The 18900-nt window shown below is 72.5% G+C and carries 20 protein-coding genes and 3 tRNA genes; 10 read left to right on the forward strand and 13 right to left on the reverse strand.

Annotation, left to right across the window (positions count from 1 at the left end):
• The first annotated feature begins 85 nt into the window (after window positions 1–85).
• From ACZ4XJ_RS14090 to ACZ4XJ_RS14115, 6 genes are all read left to right on the forward strand, one after another.
• Window positions 86–172 (forward strand) — tRNA-Ser (locus ACZ4XJ_RS14090).
• A gap of 152 nt (window positions 173–324) precedes the next feature.
• Window positions 325–615 (forward strand): hypothetical protein, encoded by a 291-nt coding sequence (locus ACZ4XJ_RS14095; RefSeq protein WP_362875017.1) that lies wholly within the window; start codon window positions 325–327, stop codon window positions 613–615.
• A gap of 379 nt (window positions 616–994) precedes the next feature.
• Window positions 995–1156: a hypothetical protein gene (locus ACZ4XJ_RS14100; protein WP_362875018.1), complete on the forward strand. Its 162-nt coding sequence runs from the start codon at window positions 995–997 to the stop codon at window positions 1154–1156.
• A gap of 208 nt (window positions 1157–1364) precedes the next feature.
• Window positions 1365–2207 (forward strand): RNA polymerase sigma factor SigF, encoded by an 843-nt coding sequence (locus tag ACZ4XJ_RS14105; RefSeq protein ID WP_362875019.1) that lies wholly within the window; start codon window positions 1365–1367, stop codon window positions 2205–2207.
• 232 nt (window positions 2208–2439) lie between these two features.
• Entirely contained in the window at window positions 2440–3279 is an 840-nt protein-coding gene (locus tag ACZ4XJ_RS14110) for an RNA polymerase sigma factor SigF (protein ID WP_383987548.1), read from the forward strand.
• 79 nt (window positions 3280–3358) lie between these two features.
• Window positions 3359–4192 carry a hypothetical protein gene (locus tag ACZ4XJ_RS14115; protein WP_362875021.1) on the forward strand — a complete coding sequence of 278 codons (834 nt, stop codon included), beginning with the start codon at window positions 3359–3361 and terminating at the stop codon, window positions 4190–4192.
• Window positions 4193–4323: 131 nt separating this feature from the next.
• On the opposite strand, the gene ACZ4XJ_RS14120 is transcribed toward ACZ4XJ_RS14115, so the two are convergent.
• The gene (locus ACZ4XJ_RS14120; protein ID WP_362875022.1) at window positions 4324–4551 is read right to left on the reverse strand and encodes a hypothetical protein; all 228 of its coding nucleotides are present in this window, start codon (window positions 4549–4551) and stop codon (window positions 4324–4326) included.
• A 130-nt stretch (window positions 4552–4681) separates the two neighbouring features.
• Here ACZ4XJ_RS14120 and ACZ4XJ_RS14125 point away from each other — a divergent pair, with 130 nt between their 5' ends.
• Both ACZ4XJ_RS14125 and ACZ4XJ_RS14130 read left to right on the forward strand, forming a co-directional pair.
• The gene (locus ACZ4XJ_RS14125) at window positions 4682–5122 is read left to right on the forward strand and encodes a MarR family winged helix-turn-helix transcriptional regulator (RefSeq protein WP_362875023.1); all 441 of its coding nucleotides are present in this window, start codon (window positions 4682–4684) and stop codon (window positions 5120–5122) included.
• A gap of 83 nt (window positions 5123–5205) precedes the next feature.
• Window positions 5206–6825, forward strand: a complete 1620-nt coding sequence (locus ACZ4XJ_RS14130) for an MDR family MFS transporter (protein ID WP_468496559.1) — start codon at window positions 5206–5208, stop codon at window positions 6823–6825.
• A 56-nt stretch (window positions 6826–6881) separates the two neighbouring features.
• On the opposite strand, the gene ACZ4XJ_RS14135 is transcribed toward ACZ4XJ_RS14130, so the two are convergent.
• From ACZ4XJ_RS14135 to ACZ4XJ_RS14175, 9 genes are all read right to left on the reverse strand, one after another.
• Window positions 6882–7103, reverse strand: coding sequence for a hypothetical protein (locus tag ACZ4XJ_RS14135; protein ID WP_468496318.1), 222 nt, complete (start codon window positions 7101–7103; stop codon window positions 6882–6884).
• Window positions 7104–7319: 216 nt separating this feature from the next.
• On the reverse strand, window positions 7320–9566 hold the full coding sequence (locus tag ACZ4XJ_RS14140) for a glycosyltransferase family 39 protein (protein ID WP_468496319.1): 2247 nt from the start codon (window positions 9564–9566) through the stop codon (window positions 7320–7322).
• Window positions 9563–10963 carry a bifunctional glycosyltransferase family 2/GtrA family protein gene (locus ACZ4XJ_RS14145; protein WP_468496320.1) on the reverse strand — a complete coding sequence of 467 codons (1401 nt, stop codon included), beginning with the start codon at window positions 10961–10963 and terminating at the stop codon, window positions 9563–9565. The genes ACZ4XJ_RS14140 and ACZ4XJ_RS14145 overlap by 4 nt, the downstream gene beginning before the upstream one ends.
• A 25-nt stretch (window positions 10964–10988) precedes the next feature.
• A complete protein-coding gene (locus ACZ4XJ_RS14150; protein WP_468496560.1) occupies window positions 10989–12548 on the reverse strand; it encodes a sensor histidine kinase in 1560 nt (519 codons plus the stop codon).
• Window positions 12549–12565: 17 nt separating this feature from the next.
• Window positions 12566–13333 (reverse strand): response regulator transcription factor, encoded by a 768-nt coding sequence (locus tag ACZ4XJ_RS14155; RefSeq protein WP_362875029.1) that lies wholly within the window; start codon window positions 13331–13333, stop codon window positions 12566–12568.
• A 108-nt stretch (window positions 13334–13441) separates the two neighbouring features.
• The gene (locus tag ACZ4XJ_RS14160; RefSeq protein WP_362875030.1) at window positions 13442–14332 is read right to left on the reverse strand and encodes an amidohydrolase family protein; all 891 of its coding nucleotides are present in this window, start codon (window positions 14330–14332) and stop codon (window positions 13442–13444) included.
• Window positions 14316–14669, reverse strand: a complete 354-nt coding sequence (locus ACZ4XJ_RS14165; RefSeq protein WP_468496321.1) for an antibiotic biosynthesis monooxygenase family protein — start codon at window positions 14667–14669, stop codon at window positions 14316–14318. Before ACZ4XJ_RS14165 ends, ACZ4XJ_RS14160 begins: the two co-directional genes overlap by 17 nt.
• Before the next feature lie 120 nt (window positions 14670–14789).
• Window positions 14790–15671, reverse strand: coding sequence for a DUF2797 domain-containing protein (locus ACZ4XJ_RS14170; protein WP_468496322.1), 882 nt, complete (start codon window positions 15669–15671; stop codon window positions 14790–14792).
• Window positions 15668–16102, reverse strand: coding sequence for an Lrp/AsnC family transcriptional regulator (locus ACZ4XJ_RS14175; RefSeq protein WP_362875033.1), 435 nt, complete (start codon window positions 16100–16102; stop codon window positions 15668–15670). The genes ACZ4XJ_RS14170 and ACZ4XJ_RS14175 overlap by 4 nt, the downstream gene beginning before the upstream one ends.
• A gap of 107 nt (window positions 16103–16209) precedes the next feature.
• On the opposite strand from ACZ4XJ_RS14175, the gene ACZ4XJ_RS14180 reads away from it, so the two are divergent.
• The gene (locus ACZ4XJ_RS14180; RefSeq protein ID WP_468496323.1) at window positions 16210–17124 is read left to right on the forward strand and encodes an SMP-30/gluconolactonase/LRE family protein; all 915 of its coding nucleotides are present in this window, start codon (window positions 16210–16212) and stop codon (window positions 17122–17124) included.
• A gap of 76 nt (window positions 17125–17200) precedes the next feature.
• Here ACZ4XJ_RS14180 and ACZ4XJ_RS14185 read toward each other — a convergent pair whose 3' ends face one another.
• From ACZ4XJ_RS14185 to ACZ4XJ_RS14195, 3 genes are all read right to left on the reverse strand, one after another.
• Window positions 17201–17566 (reverse strand): PH domain-containing protein, encoded by a 366-nt coding sequence (locus ACZ4XJ_RS14185; protein WP_362875035.1) that lies wholly within the window; start codon window positions 17564–17566, stop codon window positions 17201–17203.
• Between the two features lie 110 nt (window positions 17567–17676).
• Window positions 17677–17749, reverse strand: a tRNA-Arg gene (locus tag ACZ4XJ_RS14190).
• Window positions 17750–18023: 274 nt separating this feature from the next.
• Window positions 18024–18114: transfer RNA gene (locus tag ACZ4XJ_RS14195), tRNA-Ser, on the reverse strand.
• Between the two features lie 245 nt (window positions 18115–18359).
• Between ACZ4XJ_RS14195 and ACZ4XJ_RS14200 the strand changes: the two genes are divergently transcribed.
• Window positions 18360–18806, forward strand: a complete 447-nt coding sequence (locus tag ACZ4XJ_RS14200; protein ID WP_468496324.1) for an SSI family serine proteinase inhibitor — start codon at window positions 18360–18362, stop codon at window positions 18804–18806.
• Window positions 18807–18900 lie beyond the last annotated feature (94 nt).

Genomic DNA, 18900 nt, shown 5'->3' on the forward strand with positions numbered 1-18900 from the left:
GGCTCCGGCGGCCCCGGTGGGCCGTTGGAGGGGCCTGCGGATACGGATTTCGGCTCAGCGTGCTCTGTGGGCTAAGCTCTCTCTCGGTAGCGTGTCCGAGCGGCCGAAGGAGCACGCCTCGAAAGCGTGTGATGGTGCAAGCTATCCGTGGGTTCAAATCCCACCGCTACCGCTCCGATCGAAAGCCCCGCCCCGCAAGGGTCGGGGCTTTCGGCGTTTCCCCGGGGTCGGAGGGGACGCCGGTCGGGGGCCGCCGGGCGGGGTTCCGGGGGCTCTCCGGGGGACATCCGCGTGACCGGCCGCCCGCTCGGCCGTTGTCACGGCATGACCAAGACCCAGCGCATGCTCGCCGCCATCGCCCTCGCGGGGGCCGCCGCGGGCCTCGCCGCCCCCGCGGCCACCGCGGCGCCCCTCGCCCCGCTCACCCTCCCGGACCTGCCGACGGCCACTCCGGGCATGCCGCAGGGCGGGCAGCCGCGTTCCGTCCAGGAGATCGGCGGGAAGGTCAGCGAGGGCGCCAACCAGCTCAACCAGCTGATGGAGCTGCCGAACCAGCTGGCCCCCGTCATCGCCCCCGTCCAACCCATCACCGACCTCGCCGGCGGGATCGAGTAGCCGCGACCGGCCCGACAGCCCCCGGACACACGAAGAAGGCCCCGACCGGAGTCGGGACCTTCGACGTGTTGGACGGGGGAAGTGGCATCGGGGGGACAAGCCACTTCCCCCGGTCAGGACGGAACCCGCCAGTCCGAGCCGCAGTCAGGGGGGAAGCCTGCGGCTCGGACCCCGCAGTGAGGCCCTGTCCCTCACCCACCGATTTCCTGCCAGAACCGGTGGGCTCGTGTTCAATCCTGCGCCTTCCACGACCGGAAACGGTCCGACAAAGGGCCCGTACGGCCGGGTCATTGGTCCTTAAAGGGCAGGTGAGTGTCCCAACCTGACCGGTTAGACTCACCCGACTTTGCAGGACCGGTTGGGGAGGCCGTCACCGCACATGGACACCAAGAAGATCATCATGGGCGCGCTCGTCGTCTTCGTGCTCTACGTGATCATCACCCAGCCGGTCAAAGCAGCTGATTTCGTCCAAATAGGTTTCCAGGGAATCTCGGATGCCGCCTCCGGTATCGGCGAGTTCATGACCGAACTGGTGAGCTGAGCCCGTACGCTGAAGCGGTTTCCGGACTTCCCGGCCCCCCACTCCGACGGGTGGGGGGTCTTTTGCATTCCCGCGACTCCACGAGATTGTCCGCATATGCCCAACTTGCCCTCAACACGGCGATATACGGTGCTTGCGTATAGTGCACATCTCTTGTGATGCTATGACCGCTTTTGACGGATGACTTGACTGAAGGGGTGGCGTGACCGTGCCGGCCAGTACTGCGCCTCAGGTGCCACCCCAGCAGGACGTCCAGGAAGAGCCTCCGGCCGCGCCGCGGCCGCAGAGCCGGGGCGCCGACACCCGGGCCCTCACCCAGGTGCTCTTCGGCCAGCTGAAGGGCCTGCAGCCGGGCACCGGCGAGCACCGCCGGGTGCGGGCGGCCCTGATCGAGGCGAACCTCCCCCTCGTCCGGTACGCGGCGGCCCGCTTCCGCAGCCGCAACGAGCCGATGGAGGACGTCGTCCAGGTCGGCACGATCGGGCTCATCAACGCGATCGACCGCTTCGACCCGGAGCGCGGAGTGCAGTTCCCGACCTTCGCCATGCCGACCGTGGTGGGCGAGATCAAACGATACTTCCGTGACAACGTCCGCACCGTGCACGTACCGCGCCGGCTGCACGAGCTGTGGGTGCAGGTCAACGCGGCCACCGAGGACCTCACGACCCTCCACGGCCGCACCCCGACCACGCCCGAGATCGCCGAGCGGCTGCGGATCGGCGAGGACGAGGTGCTCTCCTGCATCGAGGCCGGCCGGAGCTACCACGCGACCTCCCTGGAGGCCGCCCAGGAGGGCGACGGCATGCCCGGCCTGCTGGACCGGCTCGGCTACGAGGACCCGGAGCTGGCCGGGGTCGAACACCGCGACCTCGTCCGCCACCTGCTCGTCCAGCTGCCCGAGCGCGAGCAACGGATCCTGCTCCTGCGGTACTACAACAATCTGACCCAGTCGCAGATCAGCGCCGAGCTCGGCGTCTCCCAGATGCACGTGTCCCGCCTGCTCGCCCGGAGCTTCGCCCGACTGAGATCCGCAAACAGGATCGAGGCCTAACCGGATCGGGTGGAGGCATTCCCGCGTTTCCCTACAGAAACGGCTCATTCCGGTCGGTCCGCGCTCTGTCGCTGGAGATACTTGTCGACATGACGCTACAGCGTGTTGCCGACATGTGACATTCTGCTGGAACCGCGTTTGCCGCAGCCCCGCCTCCGGTATTCAGGTGGAGGCTGCGTTCCTCCGACGGGCGCGCAGAACACGCGACCGTCCGCGACCTCAAGGGGGTGGCATGTCCGTAGACCAGGGCAGCTCCAAAGTGCTCACGCTCGTCAAGCGTGAGCAGCCGGCAGTGTCCGACCGCTCGGAAGCCATCGACACCCGCACCCTCTCCCGCTCCCTCTTCCGGCGACTTGCCGCCCTGGACGCGGACAGCCCCGAACGGACCTATGTACGCGACACCCTGATCGAGCTGAACCTCCCGCTCGTGCGCTACGCGGCGGCCCGCTTCCGCAGCCGCAACGAGCCGATGGAGGACATCGTCCAGGTCGGCACGATCGGCCTGATCAAGGCGATCGACCGCTTCGACTGCGAACGCGGGGTCGAGTTCCCGACGTTCGCGATGCCGACCGTCGTGGGCGAGATCAAACGGTTCTTCCGGGACACGTCCTGGTCCGTCCGCGTCCCGCGCCGGCTCCAGGAACTGCGCCTCGCGCTGACCAAGGCCAGCGACGACCTCGCCCAGAAGCTCGACCGGTCGCCGACCGTCCCCGAGCTCGCGGCCGTGCTCGGGGTCACCGAGGAGGAGGTCGTCGACGGTCTGGCCGTCGGCAACGCCTACACCGCCTCCTCGCTCGACTCGCCCTCCCCGGAGGACGAGGGCGGCGAGGGCTCCCTCGCGGACCGGCTGGGGTACGAGGACACCGCGCTGGAGGGTGTCGAGTACCGCGAGTCCCTGAAGCCGCTGCTGGCCAAACTCCCGCCCCGGGAACGGCAGATCATCATGCTGCGGTTCTTCGCGAACATGACCCAGTCGCAGATCGGCGAGGAGGTCGGCATCTCCCAGATGCACGTCTCCCGACTGCTGACGCGCACGCTCGCGCAGCTCCGCGTGGGCCTGATCGGCGAGTAGGGGCTTCGGCCCTCCCGAGCGGAGGGCCGAACCTTCGCACGGGGTTCCTATTTGACGTGTCGTCAGGAAAACTGGCGCGATGCGAACGGGATCCCGCGCGGCGCTCGTCCTCGCCCTGTGCTGCACGGCCGCCGCCGCCCTCACCGGTTGCGGCGGCCCGGCCCGGGACGGCTACCTCGCCGTGGGCGCGGCCGCCCCCGGGCCCGAGCGGGGAGCGGGGGAGAACGTCGCGCCCCGCGCCGGAGTGGAGTTCCAGCCGCTCGCGGCGCCGCTGCCGGACGCCCCGGCGGCGTCCTCCGCCTCGGCGTCCGTCCCCGTGCCGGGCAGCCCCTCCGACCACGGCCCTACGATGCCCGGCGCCCCGGGGTCACGGTCCCCCGGGAGCTCCGGCGAGGGCGGAGGGACGGACACCGCCCCGGGCGGCTCCGCGCCGCCCCCCGGCGCTCCGCCTGAGGGGGGCCGACCCACCCCGCCCGCCGGCACCCCGCCCGGGCGACCGGGGACGCCCCCGGGCACGCCGGGCACCCCCGCGCCGCCGGCGCCGCAGCCCGGCACCGGCACGCCCACCCCACCGCCGCCCGCCCCGCCTCCGCCTCCGCCCGCCACCGCGGCGAGGCTCTCGCTGAGCGCGCCGACGCGCGGGGCGGCGTCCGAGCGCCGGTGCGAGCGCGTCACGGTCACCTTCACCAACACCGGCGGCACGGCGACCCGTTCGGGCACGGTCGGCTTCGAGACCCACATCATCGGCGCGCTCGGCGTCGACTGGGCCACGATCCACACCTCCCAGCCGCTGCCCGGCCCGATCGCGGCGGGCGCCGCGAGGACGCAGACGTACACGGTGTGCGTGGAGGCCTGGCGGGTCCCGCTGGGCATGCGGGTGGAGACCCGCAAGGTCACCGCGTCCTGGAGCTAGTGCGGATCGGCCCGGACGGCCGGCCCTGTGCGGGCCCGGCCGGGTCAGCCCGGTCGGCCGTCGGTCGGGCGGGTCAGCCCGGTCGGCCGTTGGTCGGGCGGGTCAGCCAGGTCGGCCGTCGGTCGGGCGGGTCAGCGCAGGATCAGCCAGAGGGCGGCGGCGACCACCAGGAGCAGGGCGAGGGCCAGGGCGAGCTTGATCCCGTTGCCCTTCCCGGCGGCCTTGCGGCGGCGTCGGGCCCCCGGAACGGACGGGGTGCGGGCCGGGGCGGCCTCGTCGACGAACGCGCGGAACATCTGCGTACTGCCCGCGGGGTCGTAGCCGGGCTCGGGCTCGGAAGCGTCATGGTTCGCAGCCATGGCCCAGGACCCTAGCGGGTTTTCCGCCGCCGGCGGGTTTTCCGATTCCTTTACCGCCGGACCCCCCGGATTCATTTGCCTGTAGCAACCATCCGCTTCTATGGTTGCCCTAAGCAACAAGATGGGGGGCATGCCGGTGACCACGCCGACAGCGCGGAGCGGTACCCGCTACGAGGAGCTGGCCCGCCAGCTCACCGGAATCGGAGCGGTCAAACGCGACCTGGCCCGGATCCTGCCCCACGACTGCCCGCCCGGCTCCGCCGCCGTCCTGACCGTGCTCGACCGGCACGGGGAGATGCGGCTGAGCCGGCTGTCCGAGTTCATGGCCGTCGACATCTCGGTGACCAGCCGCCACGTGGCCCACGTGGCCCAGCGCGGCTGGATCGAACGGGAGACCGACCCGGTCGACGGCCGTTGCCGGATCCTGCGCCTCACCCCGGCGGGGCGCGCGCTGCTCGACGAGCTCGGCGCGCGCTACACCGGCGCGCTGGAAACGGCCCTGGCCGACTGGTCGGCCGCGGACATCGACGTACTCAACACCCTGCTGGCCCGACTCCGATCGAGCTTCTAGTACTAAGGAAACGCATGGCTACGACCACACCCGACGGTGTGCGGGAAGGCGGCCGGTCGGAGACCACGTCCGACAGCGCGCCGATGACCCACCCGCAGATCATGAAGGCACTGTCCGGGCTGATGCTCGGCATGTTCGTGGCGATCCTGTCCTCCACGATCGTCTCCAACGCGCTGCCGCAGATCATCAACGACCTCGGCGGCACCCAGTCCTCCTACACCTGGGTCGTGACCGCGGCCCTGCTGTCGATGACGGCCGCCACCCCGCTCTGGGGCAAGCTGTCCGACCTCTTCAGCAAGAAGCTGCTCGTCCAGATATCCCTCGTCATCTACGTGCTGGGCTCCGTCGTCGCCGGCCTGTCCCAGAACACCGGCATGCTCATCGCCTGCCGCGTGGTCCAGGGCATCGGCGTCGGCGGTCTCTCCGCCCTCGCCCAGATCGTGATGGCCGCGATGATCTCCCCGCGCGAGCGCGGTCGCTACAGCGGCTACCTCGGCGCCGTCTTCGCCGTCGCCACCGTCGGCGGCCCGCTCCTCGGCGGTGTCATCACCGACACCGAGTGGCTGGGCTGGCGCTGGTGCTTCTACGTGGGCGTGCCCTTCGCGATCATCGCGCTGATCGTGCTCCAGCGGACCCTGCACCTCCCGGTCGTACGCCGCGACGTCAAGGTCGACTGGCTGGGCGCCTTCCTGATCAGCGGCTCGGTCTCGCTGCTGCTGATCTGGGTCACCCAGGCCGGCGACTCCTACGCGTGGATGTCCTGGCAGACCTGGGCGATGACCGGCGGCGCCGTGGCGCTCGGCCTGCTGTTCGTCCTCGTCGAGTCCCGTGCGAGCGACCCGATCATCCCGCTGCGGCTGTTCCGCAACAAGACCATCACCCTGGCCTCGGCGGCCTCGCTGTTCGTCGGCATCGCGATGTTCTCCGGCACGGTCTTCTTCAGCCAGTACTTCCAGCTGGCCCGCGACGAGTCCCCCACCATGTCCGGCGTGCTGACCATCCCGATGATCGCCGGCCTGTTCGTCTCCTCCACCGTCTCCGGCCAGGTCATCACCAAGACCGGCCGCTGGAAGGCGTGGCTCGTCTCGGGCGCCGTCCTGCTCACCGTCGGCCTCGGCCTGCTGGGCACCCTGCGCTACGACACCCCGTACTGGCACATCGCCGTCTACATGGCGCTGACCGGCCTCGGCCTCGGCATGATGATGCAGAACCTGGTCCTCGCGACGCAGAACCAGGTGGCCCCCGAGGACCTCGGCGCGGCCAGCTCCGTCGTCACCTTCTTCCGCTCGCTCGGCGGCGCCATGGGCGTCTCGGCGCTCGGCGCGGTCATGGCCACCCGGGTCACCCACTACGTCCAGGACGGCCTCACCGCCCTCGGCCCGAAGGCCGCGGCGATGGGACACGGCGGCACCGGCGGGGGCGGCATCCCCGACCTCGACAAGCTGCCCGCGCCGTTCCGAACCGTCATCGAGGCCGCGTACGGCCACGGTGTCGGCGACGTCTTCCTCTACGCCGCTCCGTTCGCGCTGCTCTCCCTGGTGCTGGTGCTGTTCATCAAGGAGGTCGCGCTCAAGTCGAAGCCGGCCGCGCACGCACCGGCGGCCGAGGGCTCCACGGCCGCGGCCCCGGTAACGGCACAGGCCGGCGCCGGCGTGGACGCCGTCGTCCTGAGCAAGGCGGGCAAGGGGTCCGCCGGATCCTAGTCAGTCCTTGTCGGAGACGGCTCCGGCGGCGGTAACCGTGGCCCGGATGCCCGCGATCAGGACGTCGACGCCGGCTCGACGTCCGCGTCGGGAGCCCGGCGGCCCGGCCCGCCGCAGCCGTTCGGCCAGCTGCCGGTGAGGAACCGGGACACGGCCGGGTGGGCGCCGGTACGACCGGCACCCACCGTTCCCGCTTCGACCGGCAACCGGCGCAACGCCGTGTCGAGGGCCCGTGCGTGCGGGCCGGTGTTCGGGTGGACGACGCTGAGCGGGACCACCCACGGGTGCCCCGCCGGCAGCTCGCGGTAGCCGCGGGCCGGCTCCCGCAGCCGGTCCGGCCAGGGGTCCCGCCCGGCCGGGTCGGCCGGGCCGGCCGGTCGGGTCGGTCGGGTCGGTCGGGCCGGCCGGTCGGGTCGGTCGGGTCGGCCGGGTCGGCCGGGTCGGCCGGGTCGGTCAGCCGGTCGGGTCGGGCCGGTCGGCCGGTCGGGTCCGGATCAGGACGCGGCCGTCAGGTCGTAGAACGTGGTCCCGCCGATGGTGGTGGCCTTGAAGCCGGCCCGGACCCAGCTCACGATGGCGGAACCCGCGGCCCCGCCGGGGCGGCCGCCGCCGGTGGTGGTTCCGGGGCCTGCTGCTCCCGCCGCTCCCGTTGTTGCGGGGGCTCCGGCCTCGGATCCGTTCTGGGATCCGTTCTGGGATCCGTTCTGGGATCCGTTCTGGGATCCGTTCTGGGATCCCGACTGCGCGATGAACCAGTGGATGCGGCCCGCCTTCACGTACGCCTGGAACTGCTCCAGGGTCGGGGAGGGGTCGCTGCCGTTGAAGCCGCCGATGGCCATCACCGGCTCGCCGGAGGCCAGCTGGTAGCTCGCCGCGTTCTGCGATCCGACGGCCGCGGCCGCCCAGGTGTAGCGGTCGGCGTCCGCCCGGAGGGCCTTCGTCGCCTCCGCCCCGACGCGGGTGCCGCCGAGCAGTCCGCCCATGCCGCCACCCGTGCCTCCCGCGCCGCCGCCGGGGCCGCGGGCCGCGCCGCCGGCGGCGCCCGGGAGACCCCGTCCGGGCCGGCCGTCGGTGGCGGCCGGGCCTCCCGTACCGCCTGTACCGCCCGTACCGTCGCCGCCCGCGGCGCCGCGGCCGTCGGTGCCCGGTGCGCCCGCCGGGAAGCCCCCGGGCGGGGCCTCGCCGCCGGGGCCGGCGCCTTGGCGCATCCCGCCGGGGCCGCCCCGACCGACCGCCACGGCCGGGCCCGCCGTCACGATGGAGCCCGTGTGGCCGGCGCTCACCGTGGTCAGGCAGTACGCGAGCGGCCCGGCCAGCGAGGCCGCCAGGCCCAGGGCCGCCGTCGCGCGCAGCAGCCGTCGGTCGAGGCGGCCGGCGAGGAGCAGCGCCGGCGCGGCGAGCCCGCCCGTCACCAGGACCGCCCAGCGCAGCCAGGGCAGGTAGCCGTCGGCCCGGCCGAGCAGGACGAAGGACCAGTACGCGGTCACCGCGAGGGTCCCGGAGAGGGTGAACGCGGCGGCCCGTGAGCCCCGTTCCTCCCACAGCACGCCCACGCCCGCCCCGATCAGGGCGGCCACGAACGGGGCCAGGGCGACGGTGTAGTACTCGTGGAAGATGCCCTGCATCCAGCTGAAGACGACGGCCGTGATCAGCAGGCAGCCACCCCAGGCCAGGAAGACCGCACGGGCCATGCCCTGAAGGGAGTCGGCCGCCCGACGGGCCTTCCAGGTGATGACGAGACCGGCGACCAGCAGGATCAGCGCGGCGGGCAGCAGCCAGGAGATCTGCCCGCCGACAATGGCCGAGAAGAGCCGGTCGACGCCGGTCTCGCCCCAGCCGCCACCGCCTCCGCCCGGGCGTCCGCCGCCGCCGACGCTGCCGGTCTCGTTCCCGTTGATCCGACCCAGACCGTTGTAGCCGAGGGTCAGTTCCAGGAAGGAGTTGTTCTGCGAGCCCCCGATGTACGGCCGGGAGGCGGCGGGCCACAGCTCCACCACGGCGACCCACCAGCCGCCCGCCACCACGGCGGCCACGCCCGCCAGCAGCAACTGGCCCAGCCGCCGGCGCAGCCGCGTCGGCGCGCAGACCGCGTACAGCAGGGCGAGCGGCGGCAGGATGACGAAGGCCTGGAGGGTCTTCGTCAGGAAGGCGAAGCCGACCGCGACGCCGGCCCAGACGAGCCAGCGGGTGTGCGCCCCCTCCAGGGCGCGCAGTACGCAGTACACGGTGACGGTCAGCAGGAGGGTGAGCAGCGCGTCCGGGTTGTTGAAGCGGAACATGAGCGCGGCGACGGGGGTGAGCGCGAAGGCGCTGCCGCTGAGCAGGGCCGCGGCGGGTCCGAACTGGCGGCGTACGCAGGCGTACAGCAGCGCGGTGGTGCCCACGCCCATCAGGGCCTGCGGGACGAGGATCTGCCAGGAGCCGAGCCCGAAGAGGCGGACGGACAGCGCCATGGGCCACAGGGCGGCCGGGGGCTTGTCGACGGTGATGGAGTTGCCGGCGTCGGAGGAGCCGAAGAAGAAGGCCTTCCAGCTCTCGGAGCCGGCCTGGACGGCCGCGGAGTAGAAGGAGTTGGCGTAGCCGGAGGAGCCGAGGTTCCAGAGCAGCAGCAGGGCCGTGCCCAGGAGCAGGGCCGCGTACGCGGGGCGTTCCCAGCGCGGCCGCACGGCCGCCGCGGGGAGGGTGACGGGTGCGGGTTCGGGTGCGGCGGGTGGGAAGAGCGGCTGTGCGGCCGTGGTCACGGGCCCTCCTGGGTCGTCGGGGTGACGGTGGTCGGGTCCGTCGGGGTCGGGTCGGTCGTCGGGCGGATCGGGGTCGTCACGGTCGTCGGGCGGATGGGGGGCGTGGGAGCCGCGTCGGGCACGGGGCGCGTGCGGTGGTTCGGGGTCGTGGGCCGCGCGGGCGGGTCGGGGAAGACCCAGGCCCGCAGGAGCAGGAAGCGGAGCACGGTGGCGGCGAGGTTCGCGGTGATCAGGACGGCCAGCTCGGTGCCGTGCGAGGGCTCGGCGCTCGCCGCCCCCAGCGCGGCCAGCGAGCCGCTGGTCAGGGCCAGCCCGATGCCGAACACGACGAGTCCCTGGGCCTGGTGACGGATCGCCCGGGCCCGGCCGCGCACACCGAAGGTCAGCCTCCGGTTGGCGGCGGTGTTGGCGACGGCGCACAGCAGCAGGGCGGCCGCGTTGGCGCCCTGTGGTCCGGCCGCCCCGCGCAGGGCGGAGTAGAGCAGCAGGTACAGCAGGGTGCTCAGGATCCCGACGGCGCAGAAGCCCAGGAGCTGGCGGGCCAGCCCGCGGGGGACTCCGGGCAGGGCGGTGCGGTCGCGGGGGTCGTCGCCGAAGGGGCGGGCGAGCCGGTCGAGGGGGAGCGCGCCGACGGCCAGGGCGCGCCCCACCCGCCAGACCCCTTTGAGGTCCTCGGCGGCGGTGCGCGCGATGTGGACGGTGGAGTCGGGGTCGTCGACCCAGTCCACGGGAACCTCGTGGATCCGCAGGCCGGCCCGCTCGGCGAGCACCAGCAGTTCGGTGTCGAAGAACCAGCCGGAATCCTCCACCAGGGGCAGCAACCGTTCGGCGACCTCGCCACGGATGGCCTTGAACCCGCACTGGGCGTCGCTGAACCGGGCGGCGAGCGACGAGCGCAGCAGCAGGTTGTAGGCCCGCGAGACGAACTCCCGCTTCGCGCCCCGCACCACTCGCGAGGAGCGGGCGAGCCGGGTGCCGATCGCGAGGTCGGAGTGGCCGGAGATCAGCGGGGCGACCAGCGGCAGCAGGGCGTTCAGGTCGGTGGAGAGGTCCACGTCCATGTACGCGAGGACGGGTGCCTCCGAGCGGGACCAAACGGTGCGCAGGGCCCGACCGCGGCCCTTCTCCTCCAGCCGGGTGCTGCGTACTTCCGGGCAGCCGACGGCGAGGGCGGACGCGACCTCGGGGGTGCGGTCGGTGCTCGCGTTGTCGGCGATGGTGATGCGGAAGGGGTAGGGGAAGGTGCGCGTGAGGTGGGCGTGCAGCCGGCGGACGCAGGGGCCGAGGTCCTTCTCCTCGTTGAAGACCGGGATCACCACGTCGAGCACGGGCACACCGGGCAGGGGCGCGAGGGGCGTCCGTGCCGGAAGGGCCCCGGGAGAGGCGTCGGTTGACATGGGACGACCCTCGCGGGCCGGCCTGTCACCGCTGTGTGCTGAGCCTGTGGCCCGTCTGTGAGTCCGTGGCGTTGTCGGGTTCCCCGGCGAGCGGCAGGTGTACCTCGAAGGCGGTCCGGCCGGGTGCGCTGCGTACGCCGACCCCTCCGCCGTGCGCCGAGACCACGGCGTGCACGATGGCGAGCCCGAGGCCGGTGGAGCCGGCGGCCCGGGACCTGGAGGCGTCTCCCCGGGCGAACCGTTCGAAGACGTGGGGCAGCAGCTCGGGCGGGATGCCGGGCCCGTCGTCCTCGATCCACAGCCGGACGACGCGTGTTTCACGTGAAACACGGGCGGTGACCGTCGTGCCGGGCGGGGTGTGGGTGCGGGCGTTGGCGAGGAGGTTGACCAGGACCTGCTGGATGCGGGCCGGGTCGACGCGTACGGGTACGGGCTCGTCGGGCAGGTCGAGCCGCCAGTGGTGTCCGGGGCCGGCGGCGCGGGCGTCGCTGACGGCGTCCACGACGAGCGGGGCGAGGTCGGTGTCGGTGGCGTCGGCGGACAGCGGCCGGCCGGCGTCGAGCCGGGCCAGCAGCAGGAGGTCCTCGACGAGGCCCGTCATCCGGGTGGCCTCGGATTCGATCCGGCCCAGGGCGTGCCGGGTGTCGGGGCCGGGCTCCTCGCGTCCCCGGCGGGTCAGTTCGGCGTAGCCCCGGATGGAGGCGAGCGGGGTGCGCAGCTCGTGGCTGGCGTCGGCGACGAACTGCCGGACCCGGGTTTCGCTTTCCTGGCGGGCGGTGAGCGCGGAGGAGACGTGGCCCAGCATCCGGTTGAGGGCGGCGCCGACCTGCCCCACTTCGGTGCGGGGGTCGGCCTCCGCGTCGGGGACCCGTTCGTGCAGTGCGGGTTCCCCGCTGTGCAGGGGCAGTTCGGAGACCCGGGTGGCGGTGGTGGCGACGCGGCGCAGCGGTCGCAGGGCGACCCCGACCAGGGCCTGTCCGGCGAGGGAGGCCGCGATCAGCCCGGCCAGGGTGACGGAGACCTCGACCCCGATCAGGGTGTGCACCGTACGGTCGACGTCACGGAGCGGGAGCGCGAGGACCAGGCTGCCGCCGGGCGCGGCCTGCGCCCGGTAGCCCCCGAGACCGGGAAGTTCCAGTTCCACGGGGGCGCCGCCGCCCTGCGCGGCTCGGCGGGCGACGCCGGCCAGGGCCTCGGTCTGGGCCTCGGTGAGGGCACGCAGGTGGTCGACCGCCGAGCCGTCGGCGGGCGTGCTGCGGGCGGTACCGATGACGGCGCCGGTGGGGTCGAGGCGGATCCCGGCGGTGTTCTGCGGGTTGCCGGGGGCCAGTACGAAGCCGAGCGGGTTGTCCCGGGAGGCCTTGCCCGCCCCGGGACCCCGCAGGGCGATGCCCAGGGAGACGGTCAGCTGCTCGTCGAGCCGGTCGACCAGGTAGGAGCGCAGCGCGAGGGTGGTGACCGTGCCGATGGCCGCGCCGACGACCGCGATCAGCGCCACCGCCGAGACCACCAGCCGGGTCCGCAGGGACCACGGCCGGCGGCCGGAGGAACGAGCGGAGCGGCGGCCGGACCGGCGGGTCCGCAGGGGGAGGCGTACGGGCACTACTCGGCCGGCTTGATCAGGTAACCGGCGCCGCGCCGGGTGTGGATCATCGGGGGCAGGCCGGTGCCCGCCTCCAGCTTGCGGCGCAGGTAGGAGATGTAGAGCTCCACCACGTTGGCCTGGCCGCCGAAGTCGTAGGACCAGACCCGGTCCAGGATCTGCGCCTTGCTGAGCACGCGGCGCGGGTTGCGCATGAGGTAGCGCAACAGCTCGAACTCGGTGGCGGTCAGGTGGACCTCCTGGCCGCCCCGGACCACCTCGTGGCTGTCCTCGTCGAGGCGCAGGTCGCCGACGGACAGGACGGAGCCGCCGCGTGCGGCCTGCGCCGCGCCCGACCGGCGGACCAGGCCGCGCAGCCGGGCCACGACCTCCTCCAGGCTGAACGGCTTGGTGACGTAGTCGTCGCCGCCGGCCGTCAGGCCCGCGATCCGGTCCTCGACCGAGTCCCTGGCCGTCAGGAACAGCACCGGCACCTGCGGGATCTCCCGCCGCAGCCGGCCGAGGACCGCCAGGCCGTCCATGTCCGGGAGCATGATGTCCAGCACGACCACGTCCGGGCGGAACGCGCGCGCCGCCCGGACGGCGCCCGCCCCGTCGCCGGCGCTGCGGACCTCGCAGCCCTCGTAGCGCAGGGCCATGGACAGCAGCTCGGAGAGGGAGGCCTCGTCGTCGACGACGAGGACCCGGCAGGGTCCCCCGTCGGGGCGCACGAGGGCCGTCGGGTTGCCGGTGGACGTGGACGCGTGGGAGGTGGTCGTCGCAGTCATGCGTTCACGCTGGCCGTCGCCTCTGAGAGCGTTCTTGCCCCTTCCTGTGAATCTCCTGAGAATCGCCGGCGGGGTCCCGGGCCGTGACGTCCCGGGCGACCCCGCGGCTCAGCCGTCGAGGCGGAACAGCCGGGCGCCGTTGTCGTGGCAGACGGCGCGCAGCCAGTCGTCGCCGAGGCCGAGCCGTTCCAGGGCCTGGAGCTGGTGCTCGTAGGGATAGGGAATGTTCGGAAAGTCGGTGCCCAGCAGGATGCGGTCGCCGAGGTCCGCGAGCCGTCCGAGGTCCCCGGCCGGGAACTCGCCGAACTGCGCGGAGAAGTCGGTGAAGGCCATCGTGGTGTCGAGGCGGACCTCCGGGTACCGGTCGGCCAGGTCCAGGAAGTCGACGTACTCGGGCATGCCCATGTGCGCGACGATCAGCGGCAACCTCGGGTGGCGGGCCAGCAGTCGGGCGATCGGCTCGGGGCCGGTGTGCTTGCCGGGCACCGGGCCCGAACCGCAGTGGATCACGAGGGGGGCGCCCGCCTCGGCGAGCAGTCCCCAGACCGGTTCGAGCCGGTCGTCGTTCGGGTCGTAGCCGCCGACCTGGAGGTGCGCCTTGAAGACGCGGGCGCCGGCGTCGAGCGCCCGGGTGACGTACCCGGCGACGCCGTCCTCCGGGAAGAAGGTCGCGGTGTGCAGGCAGTCGGGGGTGCGGGCGGCGAAGTCGACGGACCAGGAGTTGAGCCAGGCGGCCATCGCGGGCTTGTGCGGGTAGAGCATGGCGGTGAAGGCCCGCACGCCGAACTCCCGCAGCAGGGCGATGCGCCGCTCCTCCTCGTGCCGGTAGGTGATGGGCCAGGCGACGCCGGTCAGCGGACCGGCCGCGTCGAAGTACTCCCACACCTTGTCCAGGACCCGCTCGGGCATGAAGTGCGTGTGGACGTCGACCAGTCCCGGCAGCCCGAGCCGTTCCCGGAAGGTCCGTACCGCCCGGACCGTGTCAGCCGTTGCGGACAAAGCCGTGGCTCCGATCGACCGTCGCGACGTGCAGGGTGTAGCTGTCGTACCAGTGGGCGCGGCCCTGCTCCATGGCCGCCCGGTGCTCCAGGTCGTCCCGCCAGACGGCGAGGGAATCGTGGTCGCGGAAGTAGGCGACGGTGATGCCGAGGCCGCCGGGGCCGCGCGCGGACTCGTAGCCGAGGAAACCGGGGTTCTGCGCGACGATCTCGTTCATCCGGGCGTTGGTCTCCGAGTATCCGCTCTCGTCGGGGGTGCGGACATCGGGGGTGCGGACACTGCTGAAGACGGCCATGACGTACGGCGGTTCGAACGCCTGGACGGGCTGGATGCTCATGCCCACCAGCCTCGGTGGACCGCTCCGGCGTGTCCACCGCAATCGGCCCCGGGAGGCCGAAGGGATCCAAGTTTTGACCCGGGGCCGTCACGGCCGGCCGCCGGCGCCGGACCCCGTCGGTCAGAACAGCCCGTCCTGCGCGGCGTCCGGCGCCGGCGGGGCGATGTCCGCGAGCGGCACGTCGGTGACGGCCGCCACCGCCCCGGGTACGGGGGCCAGTTCCCAGCCGGCCAGCAGCCGCGTGTCCACCACGAGCCCGTCGGCGAGGTGCAGGTCCGGCCCGGCCGCGCCCGCCAGCACGCCCACCACCGTCCCGCCCGGCACCATCTCCGTGACCACCCGGGCCGGGACCGGCAGCCCGGCGAGTCCGAACGGCACGGCGTGGTCGACGACGGCGCGGGGCAGCCGTTCCAGGGACTCCGGCCACCCGGGCAGCGCTGCGGACCGGTCGTACAGCTCGGCAACCTCCCGGGCCCGCTCGGACGCGGCGGGCAGCAGGCCGCGCAGGACCCGTTTGCGGGCGTAGGCGATCCGGTCGGGCACCCCGAGGGCGGCCCGCAGCAGCTCCTCGGTGCGGCGCGCGGCCATCAGCGGGCCCCGCCCCAGCCAGGTCCACGTCACCGCGCCCTGCTCCAGCAGCCGGACCGGGCCGCGGTCCTCGGCGGTGATGCCGACCTTGACCGTGTCCGGGCCGAACCAGGCGAGGTAGACCCGGTAGGGGCGCGGATCGGCGGCGTTGGTGTCGGCGGCCACCGAGAAGGACCGGTCCAGGCGGGCGCACTCGGGGCACTGGGCGTTCCCCGTACGGCCCGGGACGGCCAGGCCGGTCGGGCAGGGGGTGCGCTTCCCGGCCCGGCGCACGCCCAGGCAGCGCCGCTCGCCCACGGCGGTGAAGGCCAGGCGCTGCCCGGGGGCGAGGGGGCTGTCGCGGTCCTCGCGGCCGGTCCATCCGATGGCGGGCCGCCCGTCCGACCACCGGATCCCGGTGCACCTCCAGGTCACAGCGGGAGCGGCCGCTCGAAGAAGGTGTCGAGGACGACGGTGGCGTGCGTGCCGCTGACCCCCTCGATCGCGTACAGCCGGCGCAGTACGTCCTGCAGTTGCCCGGTGGACGCGGTACGCACCTTGACCAGTACGGAGGCGCTGCCCGCGATGACGTGGGCCTCCTGGATCTCCGGGATCGCCTCGAACGCGGGCCCGGACTCGCCCATCCAGACCCGGGAGTCGACCATCACGTAGGCCAGCACCCCGCTGCCCACGGCGGCCGGGTCGACGTCGACGGTGGTCCGCCGGATGACCCCGCGCTCGCGGAGCTTGCGCACCCGTTCGTGGGTCGCCCCGGCCGAGAGCCCGACGGCGGCGCCGAGGGCTGCGTACGACTGACCCGCGTCCTGCTGGAGACACAGGACGAGCGCCCGGTCGATGTCGTCCACGCGATCTTCCTCTCATGAGCCGGCAGCTCTTGCGAAGACGGTACCTGATCCTGCAATCTCACCATCACACCGAACAGAATTCGGCACAGTGGAACTCAGGGGGAAGAATGTCAGCCATAGCCGACCAGGCCTTGTACGAGATCCTGGACAGTCGTTTCCGTACCGGCCGCTGCGCCAACGGCGACATGCGCCTGGAGCGCCTGCACGACGACTGCCGCTGGGCCGAGGGGCCGCTGTACCTGCCGGCCTGGCGCCAGCTGGTGTGGAGCGACATCCCGAACGACCGGATGCTGCGCTGGGACGAGACCACCGGCGCGGTCTCGGTGTTCCGCTCCCCGGCGGGCCACGCCAACGGCAACACCCTGGACCGCGAGGGCCGCCTGATCACCTGTGAGCAGGGCAACCGCCGCGTCACCCGGACCGAACACGACGGCCGGATCACCGTCATCGCCGACCGCTGGAACGGCAAGCGGCTCAACAGCCCGAACGACGCGGTGGTCCGCTCGGACGGCTCCGTCTGGTTCTCCGACCCGGACTTCGGCATCACCAGCGACTACGAGGGCCACCGCGCGCCGAGCGAGATCGGCGCCTGCAACCTCTACCGGGCCGACCCGGCCACGGGCGAGGTCCGCCTCGTCGCGGGCGACTTCCTCGGCCCGAACGGCCTGGTCTTCTCCCCGGACGAGAGCGAGCTGTACGCGGCGGACACCCGCGCCGGCCACATCCGAGCCTTCACTGTCGATCCGGACGGCACCCTCAGCGGTGACCGCGTCTTCACGACCTGCCCCCGGGCCGACAACATCCGTTTCGACGACGAGGGCCGGCTGTGGGCCGCCGCGATCGAATCGGGCGTGCACTGCTACGCGGCGGACGGCGACCTGATCGGCCGCCTGCGCGTCCCCGAACCCGTCTCGAACATCACCTTCGGCGGCCCGAAGAACAACCGCCTCTTCATCACCGCCACCACCTCGCTCTACTCGCTGGTGATGTCGGTGACGGGCCTGCCGCGCGTGCGCACCTGACCACCCGAGCCGACCACCGGGTGGACCACCGACCGGGGCCGCGAGCAAGCGGCCCCGGTCGCGACGCCGGTCCCGCCTACCGCGCGACGAACTGGGTCAGGACCGCCTGCACCTCGTAGATGTCCACGCCCTTGGTGAACGTCTTCTCGATCGGCGTCGGGGTGCCCGATATCCAGATCTTCAACTCGGCGTCGAGATCGAAGTGGCCGGCGGTCTCCACGGAGAAGTGCGTGATGCTCCGGTAGGGGATCGAGTGGTACTCCACCTTCTTCCCCGTGAGCCCCTGCTTGTCGACGAGCACCAGCCGCCGGTCGGTGAACAGGATCGTGTCCCGGATCAGCAGATAGGCGGCGTGCACCTGCTCGCCGTTGCCCAACAGCCGGGCGTAGTCCCGCTGCGCCGACACCGGATCGACGGTGTGCGCGTTCCCGAACAGACCCATGGGTCCCCCCTCGAAGGATCGAAACGATCAACAGTCCTTCGAAGGCTAGCGACGGCGATGTCAAGGCAACGCAAAAGGCCCCCCAGCGAACTGGGGGGCCTTTTCGGCTGTGCACTCGGCAGGATTCGAACCTGCAACCTTCTGATCCGTAGTCAGATGCTCTATCCGTTAAGCTACGAGTGCTTGGGCTTCTCGGGGTTTTCCGCCCGGTTGGCCTTGCGAGAACAACAATACATGGACCTCGGCGGGACGCGAAATCCATTAGCCCCACCCCTTCTGACCTGGGAAAACACCCCGGAAGAAGATCATCCGGAGGTTCTCGGGGGAGTGCCGCGCGCCCCCGTACAGGGGCCTCCCTCGGGCGAGCCCCCGGAGCCGACCGGACTCGGGCGCCCGGCGTCAACGCCCCGGAACGCACCGAAGCCCCGGTCCGTGTGGACCGGGGCTTCGTCAGGTGCGGAGGCGGAGGGATTTGAACCCTCGATGGGGGGTAAGCCCCAAACCGCATTAGCAGTGCGGCGCCATAGACCGGACTAGGCGACGCCTCCAGCACACCCCCGCGTACGAAGGTGCGTGCAGATGATGACACAGCCGTGGGGCCGCTCACCAATCCGCTCCCACGGTACAAGGAGCCGGGGGCACAGGGCAAAGCCTTAAGCCCGCTCCTCGGAAAGTCCCCGCCCTCGAATCCGCGTGCGGCACACGTCCGCGCGCATCCCCGCCCCCGTACGCAACATCGGGGCGGGCGCGTCGTTGGTGGGGGGTACGACGTACGGACGACCTGGAGTGCCCCATGCTGCGTCTCGCCGCCTTCGCCGTCACCTCAGCCCTGGCCGCAGCGGCCGCCGGCCCCCTGCCGCCGCTGCCGTCCCTGCCGGTGGCACGGCTGCTGTCCGCCCCTGCCCCTGCCCCCGACCACCTCACCATCGCCGTCTCCGCGACCGGCAACCGGTACCTCGACGGCGAGTACCGCCTGGAGTGCGACCCCGTCGGCGGTACGCACCCCGAGGCCAAGAAGGCCTGCGCGCGCCTCGACGAACTCGCCCGACAGGGCAAGAACCCCTTCGCGGCCGAGCCGAAGCGACAGATCTGCACCTTCCAGGACGGCGGTCCCGCGACCGCCCGCGTCACCGGTAGTTGGCGCGGCGAGAAGGTGGACAGCACGTTCCGTCGGCAGAACGGATGCGACATCGCCCGGTGGAACGAGTTGGAACCTGTGCTTCCGAGTGCGCGTTCCTGACCTGGGAGTATGCGCCGGATGCGCGGTTTCCCCCGTACATCCGCCACCTCGCCGCGGGGCCGTGCGCTTAGACTCCTCCCGTGACATGCCGGTA

It is taken from the genome of Streptomyces sp. NPDC029836 (assembly GCF_055574495.1).